Genomic DNA, 18,773 nt, shown 5'->3' on the forward strand with positions numbered 1-18,773 from the left:
GGCGTATGGCAGCAGTAAAAAACGGACGGGAATATCTTACACATGTGACAGAAACTCTGCGTCACCGGATCACTCAGCTGAATGATTCCATAGAAGCAGGTCAGAAAGAAATCGAAGGGATGCACGAGTACTACTGGGAAAACTACACAGAGATGGATCAGTACGGCTATGAGAACTTTGATAACCAGCAGGCACTTCTCCATGAGATCAATGCAAGCAATGAGAAGATCGAGCTGCGCCGCAGGTTCCGGAAAATGATGGATTCTCCATTTTTTGGAAGAGTAGATTTCTGTTATGAGGGCGACGATGAGCCTGAGATCTTTTATATCGGAATTGCAAACCTTGCGGAGGAAAACGGTGGCCTTCCACTGATCTATGACTGGAGAGCACCGGTGTCCGGACTGTTCTATGATTTTGACAAAGGGCCGGCATCCTATCAGGCACCTCTGGGGGAAATCCATGGAGACATTGCTGCCAAGTGGCAGTATAAGATCCGTGGTGGAAAAATGATCTATGAGTTTGAAAGTGATGTGAAGATCGATGATGAGATCCTGAAGGCAGAGCTTGGAAGTAACGGAGATGTACAGCTGAAAAACATTATCCGCACCATTCAGAAAGAGCAGAATGCCATTATCCGAAACACTTCGGACCGGATCATGGTGATCCAGGGAGCTGCAGGAAGCGGCAAGACATCCATCGCCCTGCACAGGATCGCCTATCTTCTCTATCATGACAGGAAAAATCTGAAATCTTCTTCTGTGCTGGTGCTTTCACCCAACGGAGTGTTCTCGGATTATATTTCCCATATTCTGCCGGAGCTTGGAGAAGAGAATATCCGGGAGATGAGCTTTGATCTTTTTGCCTATAAGAGACTGAAAAATACAGTGTCAGACTGCGAAGACCGCTACGATCTGATCGAGCGACAGATCGCAGGATCGTGCGATGAGAAACTTCTGAAGGAAAAACAGTCCCGGGATTTTCTGGACCGCATGGAAGGGTATCTGGTAGAACTGGAAGACAGCCTTATGAATTTCCGGGATGTGGAACATCGTGGTGTAGTCAAAAAAGAACAGGAGATCATCGAGCTCTTTTACTTTAAATTTATGGATATCCCGCTGCTTTCCAGAATGGATGCAGTGGCGGAGTATTTCATTGATGAGGTGGAAACGCTGAAGGGATTTGACCTTCCGGAGGAAGAGCGGGAGGCAGTGAAGAGCCGTTTTTACCGGATGTATGAGACAAGAGATCTTTATGTGTTATACAATCGTTTCCTGAGGCAGGAGGGATTTCCGGCGCTTCCACAGGTACAGTACGAAAAAAGAAAGCTTCGTTATGAGGATGTGTATCCGGTTCTGTATCTGAAATACCGGTTGGAAACCCAGCAGGAGGACAGTGGTGTCCGTCACCTGATCGTAGATGAGATGCAGGATTATTCCAGGATCCAGTATCTGATCATCCAGAAGCTTTTTAAATGTAAGATGACGATCCTTGGAGACCGGGAGCAGACCATGGACGGGGATCAGCAGGATGTACTCACATTCCTTCCGAAGATCTTTGGAAAAGATATCCGCAGGATCGTGATGAACAAGAGCTACCGTAACACTATTGAGATCGCTTCTTATGCAAATCAGCTTGCCGGGATCACAGAAGTGGAACTGTTTGAGCGTCATGGAAAACCGGTGGAGGAAAAAGAATTTCCGGGGCTTATCGAGGCATTGGAGCGCGTGGTGAAGGAACTGAAACTGGAGAAGCAGGCAGTGACGGAAGCTGAAGCAGACAGAATGAAAATGGCAGATATGGAGACAGCCGGTGCGGAAGGCCAGGAAGAATTTTCTTACGAGACAGCAGCGGTGATAACGAGAACTGCAGATGAGGCAAGAGAAGCATACTATATCCTTCAGAAAAAACTGGAAGCAGAAGGATTTGATACAAAGGAGCGGCTGTCCCTGCTTCACAGAGACAGTACAAACTTCAAGAAAGGTCTTACGGTTACCACCTTTTATATGGCAAAAGGCCTGGAATTTGACCAGGTATTTTCGGTATTTCCGGGAGCAGACCGAAGCCCTATCGTGCAGAGAGCCAGATATATTGCGGCAACCAGAGCGCTTCATGAATTGTATATGTATGAAATAACAGAATAAAAAATAATACAAAACGCTGTAAAAGGAAATCGTGGTACAAAATTCCTTTTACAGCGTTTTTGGATGATTTTTTGATAAAGAATTAAAAGATATAATAGAGTTGTTCTATTTCATGTTTTCACAGAAGATTTCTTCCATAGATCCGGTAAGCGGGACACCAAGTTTCCGTAAGATTCCGTCCAGAGCGTGGAAAACGTCGCGTACATTGTAGAAAGTTGCATTGTTTCCCATGTGGCCGATGCGGATGACCTTGCCTGCGAGAACATCGAAAGAACCTGCAAGCATGATGTTGTAGTCTTTTTTGACTCCGTCCAGGATCGCAGCGGCTGTGGTGCATTCCGGAACTTCAAAAACAGTTACAGTGTTGGAATAGCCGCTGTGGAGATACAGCTTAAGTCCGGCTCCTGTAATGGCCTTTCGGGAGGCTGCGGCGATTTTGGCATGGCGTGTAAGGATCCCGGGATCATCGGCAATGTTGTCAATAGCAGCCCGCAGGCCATAGATATCGCTGATCGGCATGGTATATGGAAACCATTTTTCTTCATAATAATGTGCAAAGGTTGTGAGATTTGCGTAGAAAGAAGCAATGGGTGTCTTTCTTTCAGTCATTGCCTTCTTTGCATCGCTGCTGACTACAACAAAGGTAAGTCCCGGAGGTGCGGATACCACTTTCTGTGATCCGCCGCACATGATATCAATCTGACATGCATCAATGTTCAGTGGTTCGCCGAAAGAAGCAGAGACAGAATCTACAACGGTAAGGATTCCATATTTTTTAAGAAGGGGACAGATGGCAGCGACATCGTTGAGCATACCACTTGGAGTATCGCCGTGAACTACGGTTGCATATTTGTAGTCATGGTTATCTGCAAGAAAATCTTCCAGTTCCTTCACATCGAGGGTATTCCGGTAATCTCGGGTATAAAGTTCCGGTTTGCCTCCGTACATGGAAACAAAATCGGCAAAGCCTTTTCCATAGATACCATTGTCGAGAACGAGAACCTTATCTCCAGGCTCAGTCATGGAAGCGATGGCAGCCTCCAGACCAAGAATACCCTCACCACTTAAGATGAGGGTTTCATTGGAGGTGTGGAGAAGAGCGCTGATCTTCTCACAGGTTTCTTTATAAAATTCGACAAAATCTTCGTCCAGATCCGGGTTGGTGCATTCCAGGCTTCTTGCCAGACGGACATTTTCTGCGACCTGTGTAGGTCCCGGTGTCATGATCTTATACATAAACTCACCTCTTGTTTTCTTTGGTTATTTATTTTTTTAATCCGGTTTTTCTTGCTGCAAGGTTTAATGGTGTGATCACTACGAGAACGATAACTGCTGCAACTCCAATCTGTACCAGGTTTCCAGGAATAGAAGATACAGGTGCCAGAGGGTTTCCGTAGATGATAACTTCTGCGATGTAGTAACCGACAACCTTGATCACGCAGGCTGCTGCGATGGCGATCACATACCATTTCATGTTCTGATGTTTGTGGTCTTCTGTGATCTTACCTACGGTGAATCCCATGATGCCTACGATGATAAGGGTAAATGGCGCCCAAAGGGTCCAACCGGAGAGAAGGTCGAACAAGCCCATTCCGATTCCGCCTGCGATGGCTCCGGTTTTCTTTCCAAATAAAATGGCACCGATGAAGAGCGGTACATTTCCAAGGTGGATCAGTCCGCCGTTGGCTGCAATTGGAAGCTTGACATTAATAAATGCTGTGAAGATATAAGTCAGTGCAACAAATACGGCTGTGATGGTGAGAAACTGAACAGATGAAAGTTCCTGATCGGTTCCCTGAGATGTCTGAACTGCTTTTTCCATAGTTATGAATCCTTTCCCGAAAACATCTTTATATAGATGTCCTCTTTTCATATGTTTTTGGTTGGATATACTTTACAACATGAGTGTATACGAATAAAGACACAATTATCGAAAAAAAAAGGGGGACAGATTAAAAGAAAACAGAAATTCTGTATCGGAGACGTAAAACCGGAAATACAGAATCTGATGTGGAATGGAATAAGATAGGCACATCTGGGGAGATTATAATATAGGAAGAAGTTTGTACGGAACAGGATATTTGTTTACAGGATATTCATAAAGTACAGGGAGAAATCAATTGACAAAGTTGTAATAAAATCGTAAAATGTAGCAAAGAGTGTGTTCAGGAGCGAATATTCCGGACACACTTTGTGACTGATGATGATTATGAGGAGGATACTATGAAGAATAAAAAATTTATCGCACTTTTAGCTATGACTGTTGCTCTCTCTGGTGTCATGACTGCATGTAGTTTCGGAGGTGGAAAAGAGGACAGCGTGGTTGTGGAGTCTACTCCTACTCCTACACCTGCGAAGAAAGCGACAGCTACACCGACTGTTGCGGCAGATGCACAGAACACAACCTACACATCCAAGGATAAATCCGTAGCGATTAAGCTTCCGGATGCAACCTGGGCTAATAAATCCGATGAGACAGATATGTTAAGCTTTGAGTCTCCGGATCAGGGTAAAATTCTGATCCTTCACGGTTCTGGTGCAGATCTGGAGTCTGCGGTAATTCCGAATTCACAGGATATGGCCGTTTCCATGACACAGGCAGAGAACATGGTCAATGGAACCGATTTTGAGATCCAGGATTATAAGTCAGACCAGAAAGATGGAATCAATATCTATTCCTACACTGTAAAATACAAGGATACAACCAAGAGTGATGGTTATGTATATGCCATCAATAAATATTTTGTAAATGACAGCGAGTATTACAGCCTTGTGGCATCTGTTAAAAAAGAGGATGCTCTGAAAAAGGTTCAGGAGTCTGTCGACAGCTTTGCAATCCTTGGTGATTCCACTCTGAAGAGTGCGGCAAATGGTTCCGCAGCCAAGACTGCCGGTAAAGGTAATGCAGCAGCTTCCTCTGACGGAAGTGCATCTGCAGATGGTAATGCAGCAGCTTCTTCTAACGGAACAGCAGCAGATGGAACTGCAGCTGCCGACGGAAGCACATCTACAGACGGAAGTGCAGCATCTGACGGAACATCTACAGACGGAAGCAGTACATCTGACGGTTCTTCCGATGGAACTGCATCCACTGACAGCAGCTCCTCCGGTGCTATTGTAAATGGCGGATTTACAGATGAGCAGCTTGGCAACACAGATGAGACAAGAACTATTTACAGAAACTCCGATGGTAAACCACGTGTTATCGTTCCGGACGGAAACGGTGCATGGATGGATAACGAAGGAAACCGTTTCACCTTCTCTTCTCAGTATGACTGTGATGTATATGAAGAGGATGGAACAAGCTTCTACTGGCACGGTGAGGCTGCAGACGTATACTATATGCCTGTACAGTAAAGCCTGGAGCAGCAGGAGATTCGGTTAGATAAGAAATCCGGGATCACAGCTTTTGTGGCTGCGGTCCCGGATTTTTTGTGTCATATTATGTCAGAGGCGTATACTTATACAGGAAGACATGGTATAATGTGAACGCTGCGGGCGATGGAACGCCCGGAAAATATTTGGAGGTTTTTATGGAAGCATACAGTGATTTCGCCAGAGTTTATGACATTTTCATGGACAATGTGGAATATGAAAAATGGGCGGAATATCTTATAGGAAGTCTTAAAGAATACGGAATTGAAGATGGGATCGTGCTGGAACTTGGCTGCGGGACCGGAGTGATGACGGAACTTCTGGCAGAGTCCGGTTATGATATGATCGGCGTAGATAATTCCGAGGAAATGCTGGGCGAGGCCATGGAAAAACGGGCAGAGTCCGGTCATGAGATCCTTTATCTGGAGCAGGATATGCGGGAGTTTGAACTTTACGGAACAGTGCGGGCTATCGTCAGCGTCTGTGACTGTATGAATTATATTACAGAGGAAGAAGATCTTCTTACTGTATTTAAACTGGTGAATAATTATCTTGATCCGGATGGAATTTTTATATTTGATATGAATACGCCGTATAAATACCGGGAAATACTTGGAAATACGACTATTGCGGAGAATCGGGAAGAGGGCAGTTTTATCTGGGAAAATGAATTTGACGAAGAGACAGGAATTAACGTTTATGATCTGACTCTGTTCCTTCCAAGAGAAGACGGACTTTATGAGAGAGATGAAGAAATCCATTACCAGAAGGCCTATGAGCCGGAGAAAATCCGGGAATTGCTTGAAAAGGCAGGCCTTATCCCTCTGGCAGTTTATGATGCATACACCAAGGATGCACCGAAACCGGACAGCGGAAGACTGACCTTTGTGGCAAGAGAACATGGCAAAGGAATTTCGGCAGAAGAGAAATAAAGGAGGAAATTTTTTTATATGAGTGATTATATTGTAAGAGCAACAGCGGCAAACAGCCAGATCCGTGCGTTTGCGGCTGTGACAACAGATATGGTGGAGACAGCGAGACAGAATCATAATACCAGCCCGGTGGCAACAGCGGCACTGGGACGTCTCCTTACCGGTGGTGCCATGATGGGAGCGATGATGAAAGGGGAAAAAGATCTTCTTACACTTCGTATCCACGCAGGCGGACCGCTGCAGGGGATTACGGTAACTGCGGATTCTCACGGAAATGTAAAAGGTTATGTAGGAAATCCGGATGTATGTATTCCGGCAAACAGCAAAGGCAAACTGGATGTTGCGGGAGCTGTCGGTGTAGGGTTTATGGATGTGATCAAGGATATGGGCTTGAAAGAGCCATATGTGGGTCAGGTTGCACTTCAGACCAGTGAGATCGCGGAAGACCTTACGTATTATTTTGCCACCAGTGAGCAGGTTCCGTCTGCAGTAGGACTGGGTGTGCTGATGAATAAGGATAATACGGTTCGTCAGGCCGGCGGCTTTATTGTGCAGCTGATGCCGTTTGCAGAGGAAGAAGTGATCGCAAAGCTTGAGGAAAACGTATCAAAGATCGATTCTGTTACCAGCCTTCTGGAGCAGGGCCATACACCGGAAAGCCTTCTTGAGAAAGTACTGGAAGGTTTTGATGTGGAGATCAATGATACACTGCCCACACAGTTCCACTGCAACTGCTGCAGAGAACGTGTGGAAAAAGCGCTGATCAGCATTGGAAGAAAAGAACTCAACGAGATGGTCCAGGAAGGCAAGGACATTGAGATGAACTGCCATTTCTGCAATAAAAATTATAAATTCAGCGTGGAAGATCTTAAGAGAATCATAAAAGAGTGCAAGCGATAAGCCGCAGGAGGAAGAAAAAATGAAGCATGGTTTTATCAAGGTGGCAGCAGCAACGCCGAGAGTTACCGTTGCAGACTGCAAGGCAAACGGGGAGGAAATCCTGAAGGCCATTCATGAAATGGAAAAAGAGCATGTCAAGCTGATGGTATTTCCGGAATTCTGTATCACAGGATATACCTGTCACGATCTTTTTCTTCAGAGATGCCTTCTGGACAGTGCGTGGGATGAACTTCTCCATATTGCAGATGAGACAAAAGAGACAGATGCCCTGATTTTTGTGGGACTTCCACTGCGTCACAGAGGCAAACTTTATAATGTGGCAGCTGCCCTGAATCATGGCCGTATCGTGGGATTTGTGCCGAAGACTCATATTCCCAATTATAATGAGTTTTATGAGCAGAGACAGTTCGCCGGTGCAGAGGAAGAAGATGTGGAATTTGTGGACTTCCTGAAGGGCGTGAAAAATGAGGAAGATGAGTTCTGGGATGAGATTCCTTTTGGAACAGACCTGATCTTTGAGTGTGAGGAATTCCCGGAATTCACTGTTGCGGCAGAGCTCTGTGAGGATCTCTGGGTTCCGGCACCGCCAAGTATCCGTCATGCCATCAACGGCGCCCATATTATCGTCAATCTTTCTGCCAGCGATGAGATGGTAGGGAAGGATTCCTACCGGAGAACTCTGGTAAGCGGGCAGTCCGCACGGCTGATCTGCGGATATATTTACGCAAGCGCAGGAGAGGGCGAGTCCACTCAGGATCTTGTGTTCGGCGGACAGAATATGATCGCGGAAAATGGCTCCATGCTTGCGGAAAGCAGACGTTTTGAGAACGGCATTATTTACAGTGAGATCGATGTACAGAGACTGGCTGATGAGAGAAGAAGAATGTCCACATATCCGGCAGTTTCCATCTGTAGCCATACAAGAGTTGGTTTTTCCGTAGCAGAGGAAGAAACCAGACTTACCAGAAAGTATCCGCAGTATCCGTTCGTTCCGTCTGTGAAGGAAGAACGTGATGAGCGCTGTGAGGAGATCCTGAATATCCAGGCTATGGGACTTAAGAAACGTATGGAACATATCCACAGCAGGAGTGCGGTGGTAGGACTTTCCGGCGGGCTGGATTCCACACTGGCGCTTCTTGTAATGGCGCGTGCTTTTGACCGGATGGGAATGCCGAGAGATCAGATCCACTGTGTGACCATGCCGTGTTTTGGAACCACAGACAGAACCTATCAGAATGCCTGCAAGTTAAGCCGCTGCCTTGGTGCAAAACTTACTGAGGTGAATATTAAAGAGGCGGTAAATGTACACTTCCGGGATATCGGACATGATCCGGACATCCACGATGTGACTTATGAGAACAGTCAGGCACGTGAGCGTACCCAGATCCTGATGGATACGGCAAACAAGGAGGGTGGAGTTCTTGTGGGAACGGGAGATCTTTCCGAGCTGGCTCTTGGATGGGCAACCTACAATGGTGACCATATGTCCATGTATGGCGTGAATGCTTCTGTCCCGAAGACACTGGTACGTCATCTGGTACGTTATTATGCGGATACCTGCGGGGATGAGGAGTTGAAAGAAGTTCTTCTGGATATTCTGGATACGCCGGTCAGCCCTGAGCTTCTGCCGCCGAAGGATGGCAAGATCGCCCAGAAGACCGAAGATCTGGTAGGACCTTATGAACTCCATGATTTCTATCTGTATTACATGCTGCGTGCAGGATTTACACCGGATAAGATCTATCGGCTTGCCTGCCTGACTTTTGACGGAATTTATGATAAAGAGACGATCCTGAAATGGCTGAAAACCTTCTACCGGAGATTTTTTGCCCAGCAGTTCAAGCGTTCCTGCCTGCCGGATGGACCGAAGGTAGGTAGTGTGGCACTTTCTCCAAGGGGAGATTTAAGAATGCCAAGTGATGCAAGTGCAAGGATCTGGCAGGATGTGCTGGAGAAGATTGAAATCTGAAGATAGATCACAGAGTGTAATGGAAAGGTACGATTTATGATCGGATTTACCTGACATGATAAAAAAGCGGAGAGCTTATGTGTTCTCCGCTTTTTTTACTGCGTCTGTGATGGCCGAAAGGAGTACCTGGGAGGTATATTTCCGGTCTCCTGCATACTGAATGTCCTCCAGGGACTGGCTAGAATAAATCTGGCTTGCCAGGGAATTCAGAACCGGCTCCATGAGAGGGTAGGAAGCTTTTGTTGTTTCGCTTAAGTTTACCAGACGAATGGCTTTGATTTTGTCAGCGTTTACGGTGACTTCCACATCAAAGGTATTATCATTCAGGGTAATGGAAGAGGTGTATACACCCGGTTTGTAGCGGGATTTTTCGCCGGCTGTATGGCTGGCAGCTTTTCCGGGACCGAACATGAAGAAAAGGATGACAGCCAGAACAACAGCCAGAGCCAGAAAGACGGCTGTGTAGATGATCTCTTTCATATGTAGGACGATGATCCTGGTTTTGGAACTCATGGCGCACGCCTCCCGAAGCTTTTTTATATAGTTTATTAAAAGAGAAGAGAATTTATGCCAGAGCGCCCGTTCTATGGGAACAGGATTTGTGGTATGATAGAGATACTTCAGGTGTAAAATGCGCCAGAGCGACCGAAAATCTGCAGGAAAATCAGGAGGAAAAGAATGTCACTACAGTTTATTATAGGAAGTTCCGGAAGTGGAAAGTCCTGTTATGCATATCAGAATATCATAGAACAGGCCGGACTGCATCCGGAGAAGCTTTTCTTTGTGATCGTGCCGGAACAGTTTACCATGCAGACCCAGAAGACACTGGTGGAGATGAGTCCGGGAAAAGGAATCCTGAATATTGATATTTTAAGTTTTGAGCGTCTGGCATACCGCGTGCTGGAGGAAGTTGGCGGAGACAGCCGTACGCTTCTGGAAGAAACCGGTAAGAGCATGGTGCTCCAGAAGATGGTCCAGCAGCATGGAAAGGAGCTTTCCTACCTGGGAGGCCAGATGCGTAAGGCGGGATATCTGGATGAAGTGAAGTCCATTTTGTCAGAATTTATGCAGTACGATATCCGGGACAGTGAAATTCAGGAGATGATCGAGGATTCCAGTGACAGGGCATTACTTCAGATGAAACTGAAAGATGTATCTGTTCTTTACCAGGCATTTACCGGGTATCTGAAGGATCATTATATGACGGGAGAAGAAGTGATGGACGCTCTGGAAAAAGCTCTTCCTTTTTCCAGAAAGATGAAAAACAGCGTTCTTCTTCTGGATGGATACACCGGTTTTACTCCCATCCAGATGCGGGTGGTGGGAGAATTGCTTGCTGTTTGTGAAAAAGTGATGGTAACGGTGACCATGGATGCGGCTGAGAATTTAAGTACCAGAGGGAAGCCCTATCAGCTTTTTTACATGAGCCGTCAGATGATCCACAGACTTTCGGAACTGACCAGGGAGATTGAGGAGCCGGTCCTTTTGAAAGATGTGAAAAAATCCCGGTTTTCCCAGGCGCCTGCACTACATTTCCTGGAAAAAAATATCTTCCGTTACCGGAAAAACGTATATAAAAAGAAACAGGATGAGATTTGTATGTTTTCCGCGACAAGTCCCCTGAAAGAGATGGAAGAAACTGCCCGGCGGATCGCCAGACTTATCCGTGAAAAAGACTGCCGCTACGGTGAGATCGCAGTGATCACCGGTAACCTGGAGGAGTATGGAAATCTTGCAAAGCAGGTATTTGCGGCAGCCGGGATCCCGTATTTTATTGATGAGAAACATACGGTTCTTATGAATCCTTTTGTGGAATATTTCCGGGCAGCTCTTGAGATGGCAGTACAGGATTTTTCCTATGAAAGTGTATTTCGTTATCTCCGATGTGGAATGTCCTGTGTGACCAGGGAAGAAGCAGATCTTCTGGAGAATTATGTGCTGGCACTTGGAATCCGGGGATTTAAGAAATGGGATGAAGTATGGGTGCGCATCTATCGGGGGATGCCTCCGGAAAATATTCAGAGGCTTAATGAGATCCGGGAGCGGTTTGCAGATGAGACCAGGGAGCTGGCGTTAAGTTTTAAAGGTGGAAAGAAGACGGTACGGGAATACTGTACCATTCTCTATGAGTTTGCGGTAAAGAGCCAGGTACAGCAGAAACTGAAGCATCAGGAGCTGAAATTTAAAGAACAGGGCGACAAAGCCATGGAGAAGGAGTATGCTCAGATATACGGGATCGTTATGGAACTTCTGGACAACATGGTGGAGATCCTGGGTGAGGAGACAGTGAGCCGCCAGGATTTCCGGCAGCTTCTGGAGACCGGTCTTAACCAGGCCAAGGTGGCGTTGATCCCGCCAAGCATGGATCAGGTACTTGTGGGAGATATGGAGAGAACCAGGCTAAAAGATATCCGGGCGCTGTTTTTTGTTGGAGTCAATGAGGGAAATATCCCCAAGAATACTTCCGGTGGGGGGATTTTAACAGAGCTTGACAGGGAGTTTTTTCAGGATCAGGGAATACAGCTGGCACCTGGTCCGAAAGAACTGATGAATACGCAGAGATTTTATCTCTATCTGAACATGACCAAGCCAAGAGAACTGCTCTGTCTTTCTTTCTGTCAGTCAGACAGTCAGGGAAAAGCTTTAAGCCCGGCCTTTCTTATTAATAATATCCGGGAAATGTTTCCGGAAATGGAAATCCGGCAGTGTGGAGAAGTGCAGGACTCCATGGAGCTTCTGGAACTTCCGGGAATCAGTCTGGATTATCTGCTGAAAGGTCTTGCGGGAGAAGAGTATCGGGATGATGCAGTGTTCCAGGAATTGTACAGCTGGTACCTTCAGAGTCCGGAATATAGGACACTTGTGAAACGGCTGACAGAAGTATCTTTTTCGGAACGTCCATCGGATATGATCGGAAAAACTGTGGCAGGGATTCTTTACGGGGAAGTTTCTCCATACAGTGCTACCCGGCTGGAGCGGTTTGCGGCCTGTGCATTTGCACATTTTCTGCAGTATGGCCTGAAAGTGACAGAACGGGCGGAATATGAATTCCGTGCTATGGATATGGGAAATGTGATGCACATGGCACTGGAAAAATTTGCGGCGGAAGTCCGAAAAGAGGGACTGGACTGGGCGGATCTTACAGAGGAAGAGAGAAACCGTATCATAGATGACTGTCTGGATCAGGTTTCCGCAGATTACGGAAATACAGTTCTCAAAAGCAGTGCAAGGAATGAATATATGATCGAGCGTACCAGACGGATCTTAAGGCGTACGGTGTGGGCACTGCAGGAACAGCTGAAACATGGAGAATTCCGACCGGAAGGCTTTGAGGTGAAGTTTGAGGGTGGCCGGATCGACCGTGTGGATATTATGGAGGAGTCGGAGAAGAACCGGGTCTATGTAAAGGTCATTGATTATAAGACAGGAAATACTTCCTTTGATATGCTTGCACTGTATCATGGACTGCAGCTTCAGCTGATGATCTATCTGGATGGTGCGCTGAAGGTGGAACAGAGAAAATATCCGGAACGGGAGATCGTTCCTGCAGGAATTTTTTATTATAATGTGAAAGATCCCATGATCCAGGAGAAGATCCATGCGGATGTAGAGCGGGTTCAGGACCAGGTGATGAAAAAACTGAAAATGAACGGTCTGGTCCAGGCGGATGATGATGTAAGCATAAAGATTGATGAAACCCTTGCATCCATACCGGTGTCCAGAAATAAGGACGGAAGTTTCAGCAGGCGGTCTTCGGTGGCATCCAGGCAGCAGTTTAATGCACTGGGGGAATATGTGCGCCGTAAGATCTGCGACATCCGGGAGTCTATTCTGGACGGAAACGCGGCAGTGGCGCCTTATGAGCTTGGAAAAAAGAACGCCTGTACCTATTGTCCGTATATTACAGTGTGCGGATTTGACAGAAAGATACCGGGATATGAGTTTCACAGATTACCATCGTTCTCAGAAAGTGACCTGTGGAAAAAAATCATGAAGGAGGACGAATAAATGGCTGTGAAATGGACGGAAGAACAGGAAAAAGTCATCACGCTCCGGGACAGGAATATTCTGGTCAGTGCGGCAGCCGGTTCCGGTAAAACCGCAGTACTGGTACAGAGGATCTTAAGTAAGATCATGGATTCTGTGAAACCGGTGGATATTGACCGCCTTCTGATCATGACATTTACAAGGGCGGCAGCCGGAGAGATGAGAGAACGTATTGAACGTGCCCTGGATCAGGCACTGGCCGAAGATCCGGATAATGAGCATCTACAGAGACAGATGACACTGATCCATACTGCACAGATCACGACCATTGACGGATTCTGCTCCTATGTGATCCGGAATTATTTTCATCTGATCGGACTGGACCCGGGTTACAGGACAGCAGATGAAGGAGAACTGAAGCTTTTGCAGGAAGACGTGCTCAAGGAGCTTTTTGAAGATTATTATGCAGAGGGCGATGAGGATTTTACCACTTTTGTGGAATGCTATGCGGCAGGGAAATCCGATGAAAGCCTGAAAGAGCATGTTCTGGATCTGTATGATGCGTCCATGAGTAATCCCTGGCCCGAAGAGTGGCTGGATGGCTGTGTGGAGAATTATTGCCTGGACCCGGAAAAAGGAATTGTGGAAACAAAGTGGTACCAGTCTCTGTGGGAAATTGTGGACAGTGCGCTGAAGGAAGCAGAAGAACTGAACCGGAGTGCCATGGAGATCTGTGGAGAAAGTGAGGGACCGGAACTGTATCTGGATGCCCTGCAGAAAGATCTTGTGCTGATCCGGCAGTTGCAGGAACTGTCCGATAAACAGGACTATGATCAGATGGTACAGACTCTGCAGAATCTTTCATTTGCAAGGCTTTCCACAAAAAAGATGGAAGGGGTATCCGGCCAGCTGAAAAGTCTGGTAAAAGATATCCGGGAAGATGCAAAGGATATCCTGAAAGATCTGGGAAGCCGGTATTTTCAGTGCAGTCTTGAGGAACTGACGGAGCTGACGCTGGCATCTGCAGGACCATTAAAGATGCTGGTAAAACTCACCAAAGATTTTGCACAGCGTTTCAGTGACAAGAAGAGGGAAAAAAATGTCCTGGATTTCTCAGACATGGAACATTTTGCCCTGGAGATCCTTCTGAAAAAAGAAGGAGATATCTGTACGCCAAGCCAGGCAGCAAGGGAACTTTCCGAGAAATACGATGAGGTTCTTCTGGATGAATATCAGGACAGCAACCTGGTTCAGGAAATCCTGATGCAGAATGTTTCCGGCTGGGTGAATGACCGTAAAAATATCTTTATGGTAGGAGATGTGAAGCAAAGTATTTACCGGTTCCGACTGGCTCGTCCGGAGCTGTTTATGGAGAAGTACAAAAGCTATTCTCTGACAGACAGCCTGGAGCAGAGGATCGATCTTCACAAAAATTTCCGAAGCAGACAGGAAGTTCTGGAAAGTGTCAACTTTATTTTCCGACAGATCATGGGAGCGGATCTGGGTGGAATTGATTATGATGAGGCGGCTGCTCTGTATCCGGGAGCCTCTTTTCCGGAGGGACAGGATAGCGAATTCGTAAAGACTGAGGTTCTTCTTGTGGAAAAAGACGGGGAGATCCTGGAGGATTCCGATGTGGACGCACCGGAAAATGAAAGGGAGCTGGAGGCTCTGGCCATTGCAGGAAAAATCCGTTCCATGGTGGGACATGACCTTGTGCTTGACAAGGAAACCGGGGAGTACCGTCCTGTACGGTATGGAGATATTGTGATCCTGCTCCGCTCTGCCACCGGATGGGCAGAGACTTTTGGGGAAGTGCTGGCTGCAAGAGGGATTCCGTCCTATACGGCGTCCCGAACCGGATATTTTTCCACAACAGAGGTTGTTACACTTCTGAATTATCTCCGGGTGCTGGATAATCCTCTTCAGGATATTCCTCTGACCGGTGTGCTTCGTTCTCCCATTGTGGGATGCACCACAGAGGAGCTGGCAGAGCTTCGGATCGCATATCCGGAGGGAATGATCTGTGAATGTGTGCGGGCATTTGTGGAGGATTATCGGGAACACCGGATTTTTGAGGAGAAGAAAAAAACTCTGGGAGAGAAACTGTCCCGTTTTTGGGACACAATGAACGGACTCCGGGATATGGCTGCATATACGCCGGTCCACCAGCTGATCCTGGAAGTGTTGGAACGTACCGGATATGGAAACCATGCAAAGGCTATGCCAGATGGCGCACAGAGAAGTGCAAACCTGAACATGCTGGTGGAAAAAGCCATGGAATACGAGAAGACAAGTTATCGTGGTCTGTTTAATTTTGTACGGTATATCCAGAAACTGCAGCAGTATCAGGTGGATTACGGAGAGGTGAATCTTTCCGGAGCAGGAGAAAGTGCTGTGCAGATCATGACCATTCATAAGAGCAAGGGTCTGGAGTTTCCTGTCGTGTTTGCGGCAGGAATGGGGAAACGGTTTAATTTCCAGGATATGAATGCAAGTATCCTGATCCATCCGGATCTTGGCATCGGTGCGGATGCCATACTGCCGGAAAAGAGGATCATCGCATCATCCCTGTGCAAACAGATCATCCGCCGGGAACTTCTTAAAGAAAGTCTGGGGGAGGAACTCCGTGTGCTGTATGTAGCACTTACCAGAGCAAAAGAAAAACTGATTCTCTGTGGAACAGTGGGAGATCTGGAACAAAAATTGACATCACTGTCCGTATTAAGGGACAGTAAAGAAGAGCTGCTTTCTCTGGGACTGCGTATGCGTGGAAAAACTTACTGGGATTATGTACTTCCATCTCTTGCAAGGCACAGGTGTATGTCGTCACTTTTCCATGAATATGGAATATTTATGAACCGGATGAATCCACTGTATGGGGATCCTTCGGAATTTGTGGTGACGAAGATCACAGCACAGGATCTTACAGAAAATGAGATTGTGGAACAGGCAGAGCGGGAAATGAAGAAAGAAACTCTGGAAAACTGGAATCCGGGCAGAGTTTTTGACAGTGAGATCCGGGAAGAAATCGAGAGACGGTTTTCTTTCATATATCCATATCAATATCTGGAAGATCTTCCTGTGAAAGTCAGTGTATCAGAACTGAAAAAGAGAAGTTACCACAGTGAACAGGATCTTGAAGAGACGGTGGATTATGAGACGGAAGAAGAAATTCAGCCGATAGTTCCTCGGTTTATCGAGGAGAAAAAAGAGGAAGGTTATACAGGAGCACTTCGCGGAACGGCTTATCATCGGGTGATGGAGTGCCTGGATTACGGACATGCCGGAAGCCAGGAGGAAATCCGCAGTCAGCTGAAAGAATGGGTGGAGCTTAAGCAGATGGAAGAAAAAGAGGCTGCGTCCGTGCGGATTTTGGATATCTGCCATTTTGTGGAATCGTCTCTCGGACAGAGGATGAAAACGGCTTCAGAAAAGAAGCTTCTGTTTCGGGAACAGCCTTTTGTGATCGCAAGAAAAGCTTCGGAGCTGGAACCGGAGTGGCAGTGCGAGGAAGATGTTCTGGTGCAGGGAATCATTGACGGATATTTTATTGAGGACGAAGAGATCGTTCTGGTGGACTATAAAACGGACTTTGTGAGACGTGGAGAAGAACAGAAACTGATCGATCGTTATCGTGTTCAGCTGGAAGATTATGCCCAGGCGCTGGAGCGGATGACAGGCCGGAAAGTGAAGGAACGGTATATTTATTCGTTTACGCTGGGAAAAGAAATTCTGTTGTAAGAAATATTGTTGTGAAAAATAAAAGTCAGAGACCGAATACTTACTTTGCAGAAAGGTTCGGTCTCTGACTGGCAAATGTGATATTATATTGATGTGGGGAAATATCCTGCAGCGGAGCGCTTATACTCTCCAGCCTGCAGGATATTTGTTTTTCAGGATTCCGTTTACAAGTTTTCCGAAGCCAAGAGGATAACCGTCCACGCAGAGAAGATGCCAGCCTTTTTTGTGAGCGGCCTCTTCCGGCTCGATCATAAGAGTTTCGCCTTTCAGATAACGGGTAAGCCGCTCATCAGAAACCGGCAGAGAGATAACGGCTTCCACATCTCCTTTATGAAGAGCCAGCGCCAGTGGCTGAGACGGTTCAAATCGGTTTTTCTTCAGATCACCCAGATAGAGACCGTTTCGAAGGAAGGAGATCCCACGGAGATCCAGCGGGAAAGGCAGCTGGTAGTACACTTTATCTTTGCGGACTTCCACACGGTTCCAGTCAAATTCCTGGCCGCCAATGGTTTTCAGGCCGATCTCCGAGAAAAATTCCTCCAGCCATTTCCGAGTGTTTTTGTCCGGCCCTTTTGCGGAGAAACGGAAAACAGGTGGAAGAGAATCGCCTTTTTTGTGGAACAGGGCGAGAAAATGACCTTCGCCATCCATTTTGTGTGGAAAGATTCGAACGCATTTTTGAAGTTCTTCCGGATCAAATATATTTAAGCTTAATGTGATTTCGGAATCGGAATCATCGGCTATACCGGCATATTCCGGGCGGCCCTGAGAGAATCCTTCGTATCCCTGCATTTCCATAAGTTCCATATCCGGACGCTCACGGAGAAGATAAGCCACAACCTCTTCATCTTCGCAGGGGGAGAAGGTGCAGGTGGAGTAAAGCATCATTCCGCCTGGACGGAGCATATCGGCTGCTTTTAAGATCAGGTCTTTCTGGATATCGGAAAGTTCCGCGGATTTTTCCGGTGTCCAGTCACGGGCAAGTGCCTCCTCTTTTCGGAACATGCCTTCCCCGGAGCATGGGGCATCCAGAAGTATCTTGTTAAAGAAAGCCGGGAAACGCTGGGCAAGTTTGGCGGGTTTTTCGTCGGTGACGAGCATATTTTTCATGCCAAAAAGTTCCAGGTTCCGAAGAAGGGCTCTGGCCCTGGAAGTACTGATATCGTTGGCAAGAAGGAATCCGGTATCATTTAAGGCAGCTCCAAGTGCCGTTGCTTTTCCTCCGGGAGCCGCACAGAGATCCAGGACAAAGTCTCCCGGTTCGATGGCAAGTCGGGAAGCCGGTGTCATGGCACTTGGCTCCTGAAGATAATAAAGTCCTGCCTGGTAGTAAGGACATCGGGCGGGGCGGCTTTCCTCATCATAGAAGTATCCGGTGCTGATCCACGGGATCGGCCGGATTGGGAAAGGGGAAAGTTCCTGAAAGTCCTGGCAGGAGAGCTTTGCGGTGTTTACACGGAGACCGTAGGTGCGGGGATTTTCGTAGCTTTCAAGGAAAGCGTCATAATCATCTCCAAGCATTTCTTTCATACGCTCCAGAAAAGGAAGCGGTAATGTCTGTATTTTATCTGAATCTGTCATAATTTCCTCCATAATATCAATCTCAAACTGCTGAAAATATTATAAAGGATGAAAGGATTTTTCTAAATACTATTGACAAAACTATATTATACGATATATAGTATTATTCACAGAACAATATTACATGACTTATCATGTGAATGC

11 protein-coding genes are annotated in these 18,773 nt (G+C 46.7%); 7 read left to right on the forward strand and 4 right to left on the reverse strand.

The window, feature by feature from the left end; translation table 11 throughout:
• Positions 1–5: 5 nt before the first annotated feature.
• Complete coding sequence (locus tag GPK81_RS00045; protein ID WP_174088458.1) at positions 6–2,141, forward strand: HelD family protein; 2,136 nt, start codon at positions 6–8, stop codon at positions 2,139–2,141.
• Between the two features lie 105 nt (positions 2,142–2,246).
• Here the strand turns inward: GPK81_RS00045 and GPK81_RS00050 are convergent, their stop codons facing one another.
• The gene (locus GPK81_RS00050) at positions 2,247–3,377 is read right to left on the reverse strand and encodes a pyridoxal-phosphate-dependent aminotransferase family protein (RefSeq protein ID WP_118062753.1); all 1,131 of its coding nucleotides are present in this window, start codon (positions 3,375–3,377) and stop codon (positions 2,247–2,249) included.
• Positions 3,378–3,405: 28 nt separating this feature from the next.
• The gene (locus GPK81_RS00055) at positions 3,406–3,963 is read right to left on the reverse strand and encodes an ECF transporter S component (protein ID WP_021977066.1); all 558 of its coding nucleotides are present in this window, start codon (positions 3,961–3,963) and stop codon (positions 3,406–3,408) included.
• Positions 3,964–4,364: 401 nt separating this feature from the next.
• Here GPK81_RS00055 and GPK81_RS00060 point away from each other — a divergent pair, with 401 nt between their 5' ends.
• From GPK81_RS00060 to GPK81_RS00075, 4 genes are all read left to right on the forward strand, one after another.
• Positions 4,365–5,498, forward strand: a complete 1,134-nt coding sequence (locus GPK81_RS00060; RefSeq protein WP_021977067.1) for a hypothetical protein — start codon at positions 4,365–4,367, stop codon at positions 5,496–5,498.
• A 176-nt stretch (positions 5,499–5,674) separates the two neighbouring features.
• Positions 5,675–6,448 carry a class I SAM-dependent DNA methyltransferase gene (locus GPK81_RS00065; protein WP_021977068.1) on the forward strand — a complete coding sequence of 258 codons (774 nt, stop codon included), beginning with the start codon at positions 5,675–5,677 and terminating at the stop codon, positions 6,446–6,448.
• A gap of 18 nt (positions 6,449–6,466) precedes the next feature.
• The gene (gene hslO, locus GPK81_RS00070) at positions 6,467–7,348 is read left to right on the forward strand and encodes an Hsp33 family molecular chaperone HslO (RefSeq protein ID WP_215706328.1); all 882 of its coding nucleotides are present in this window, start codon (positions 6,467–6,469) and stop codon (positions 7,346–7,348) included.
• 19 nt (positions 7,349–7,367) lie between these two features.
• Positions 7,368–9,317 (forward strand): NAD(+) synthase, encoded by a 1,950-nt coding sequence (locus GPK81_RS00075; RefSeq protein WP_118169182.1) that lies wholly within the window; start codon positions 7,368–7,370, stop codon positions 9,315–9,317.
• Between the two features lie 75 nt (positions 9,318–9,392).
• Here GPK81_RS00075 and GPK81_RS00080 read toward each other — a convergent pair whose 3' ends face one another.
• The gene (locus tag GPK81_RS00080) at positions 9,393–9,830 is read right to left on the reverse strand and encodes an FMN-binding protein (RefSeq protein ID WP_118071226.1); all 438 of its coding nucleotides are present in this window, start codon (positions 9,828–9,830) and stop codon (positions 9,393–9,395) included.
• Between the two features lie 165 nt (positions 9,831–9,995).
• Between GPK81_RS00080 and addB the strand changes: the two genes are divergently transcribed.
• Both addB and addA read left to right on the forward strand, forming a co-directional pair.
• Complete coding sequence (gene addB / locus GPK81_RS00085) at positions 9,996–13,325, forward strand: helicase-exonuclease AddAB subunit AddB (protein WP_215706329.1); 3,330 nt, start codon at positions 9,996–9,998, stop codon at positions 13,323–13,325.
• On the forward strand, positions 13,326–17,048 hold the full coding sequence (addA, locus tag GPK81_RS00090) for a helicase-exonuclease AddAB subunit AddA (RefSeq protein WP_215706330.1): 3,723 nt from the start codon (positions 13,326–13,328) through the stop codon (positions 17,046–17,048).
• Between the two features lie 120 nt (positions 17,049–17,168).
• On the opposite strand, the gene GPK81_RS00095 is transcribed toward addA, so the two are convergent.
• Positions 17,169–18,629: an RsmF rRNA methyltransferase first C-terminal domain-containing protein gene (locus GPK81_RS00095; RefSeq protein ID WP_021977074.1), complete on the reverse strand. Its 1,461-nt coding sequence runs from the start codon at positions 18,627–18,629 to the stop codon at positions 17,169–17,171.
• Positions 18,630–18,773 lie beyond the last annotated feature (144 nt).

The sequence above is a fragment of the Blautia sp. MCC283 genome (assembly GCF_018785565.1).
GTDB lineage: Bacteria > Bacillota > Clostridia > Lachnospirales > Lachnospiraceae > Blautia_A.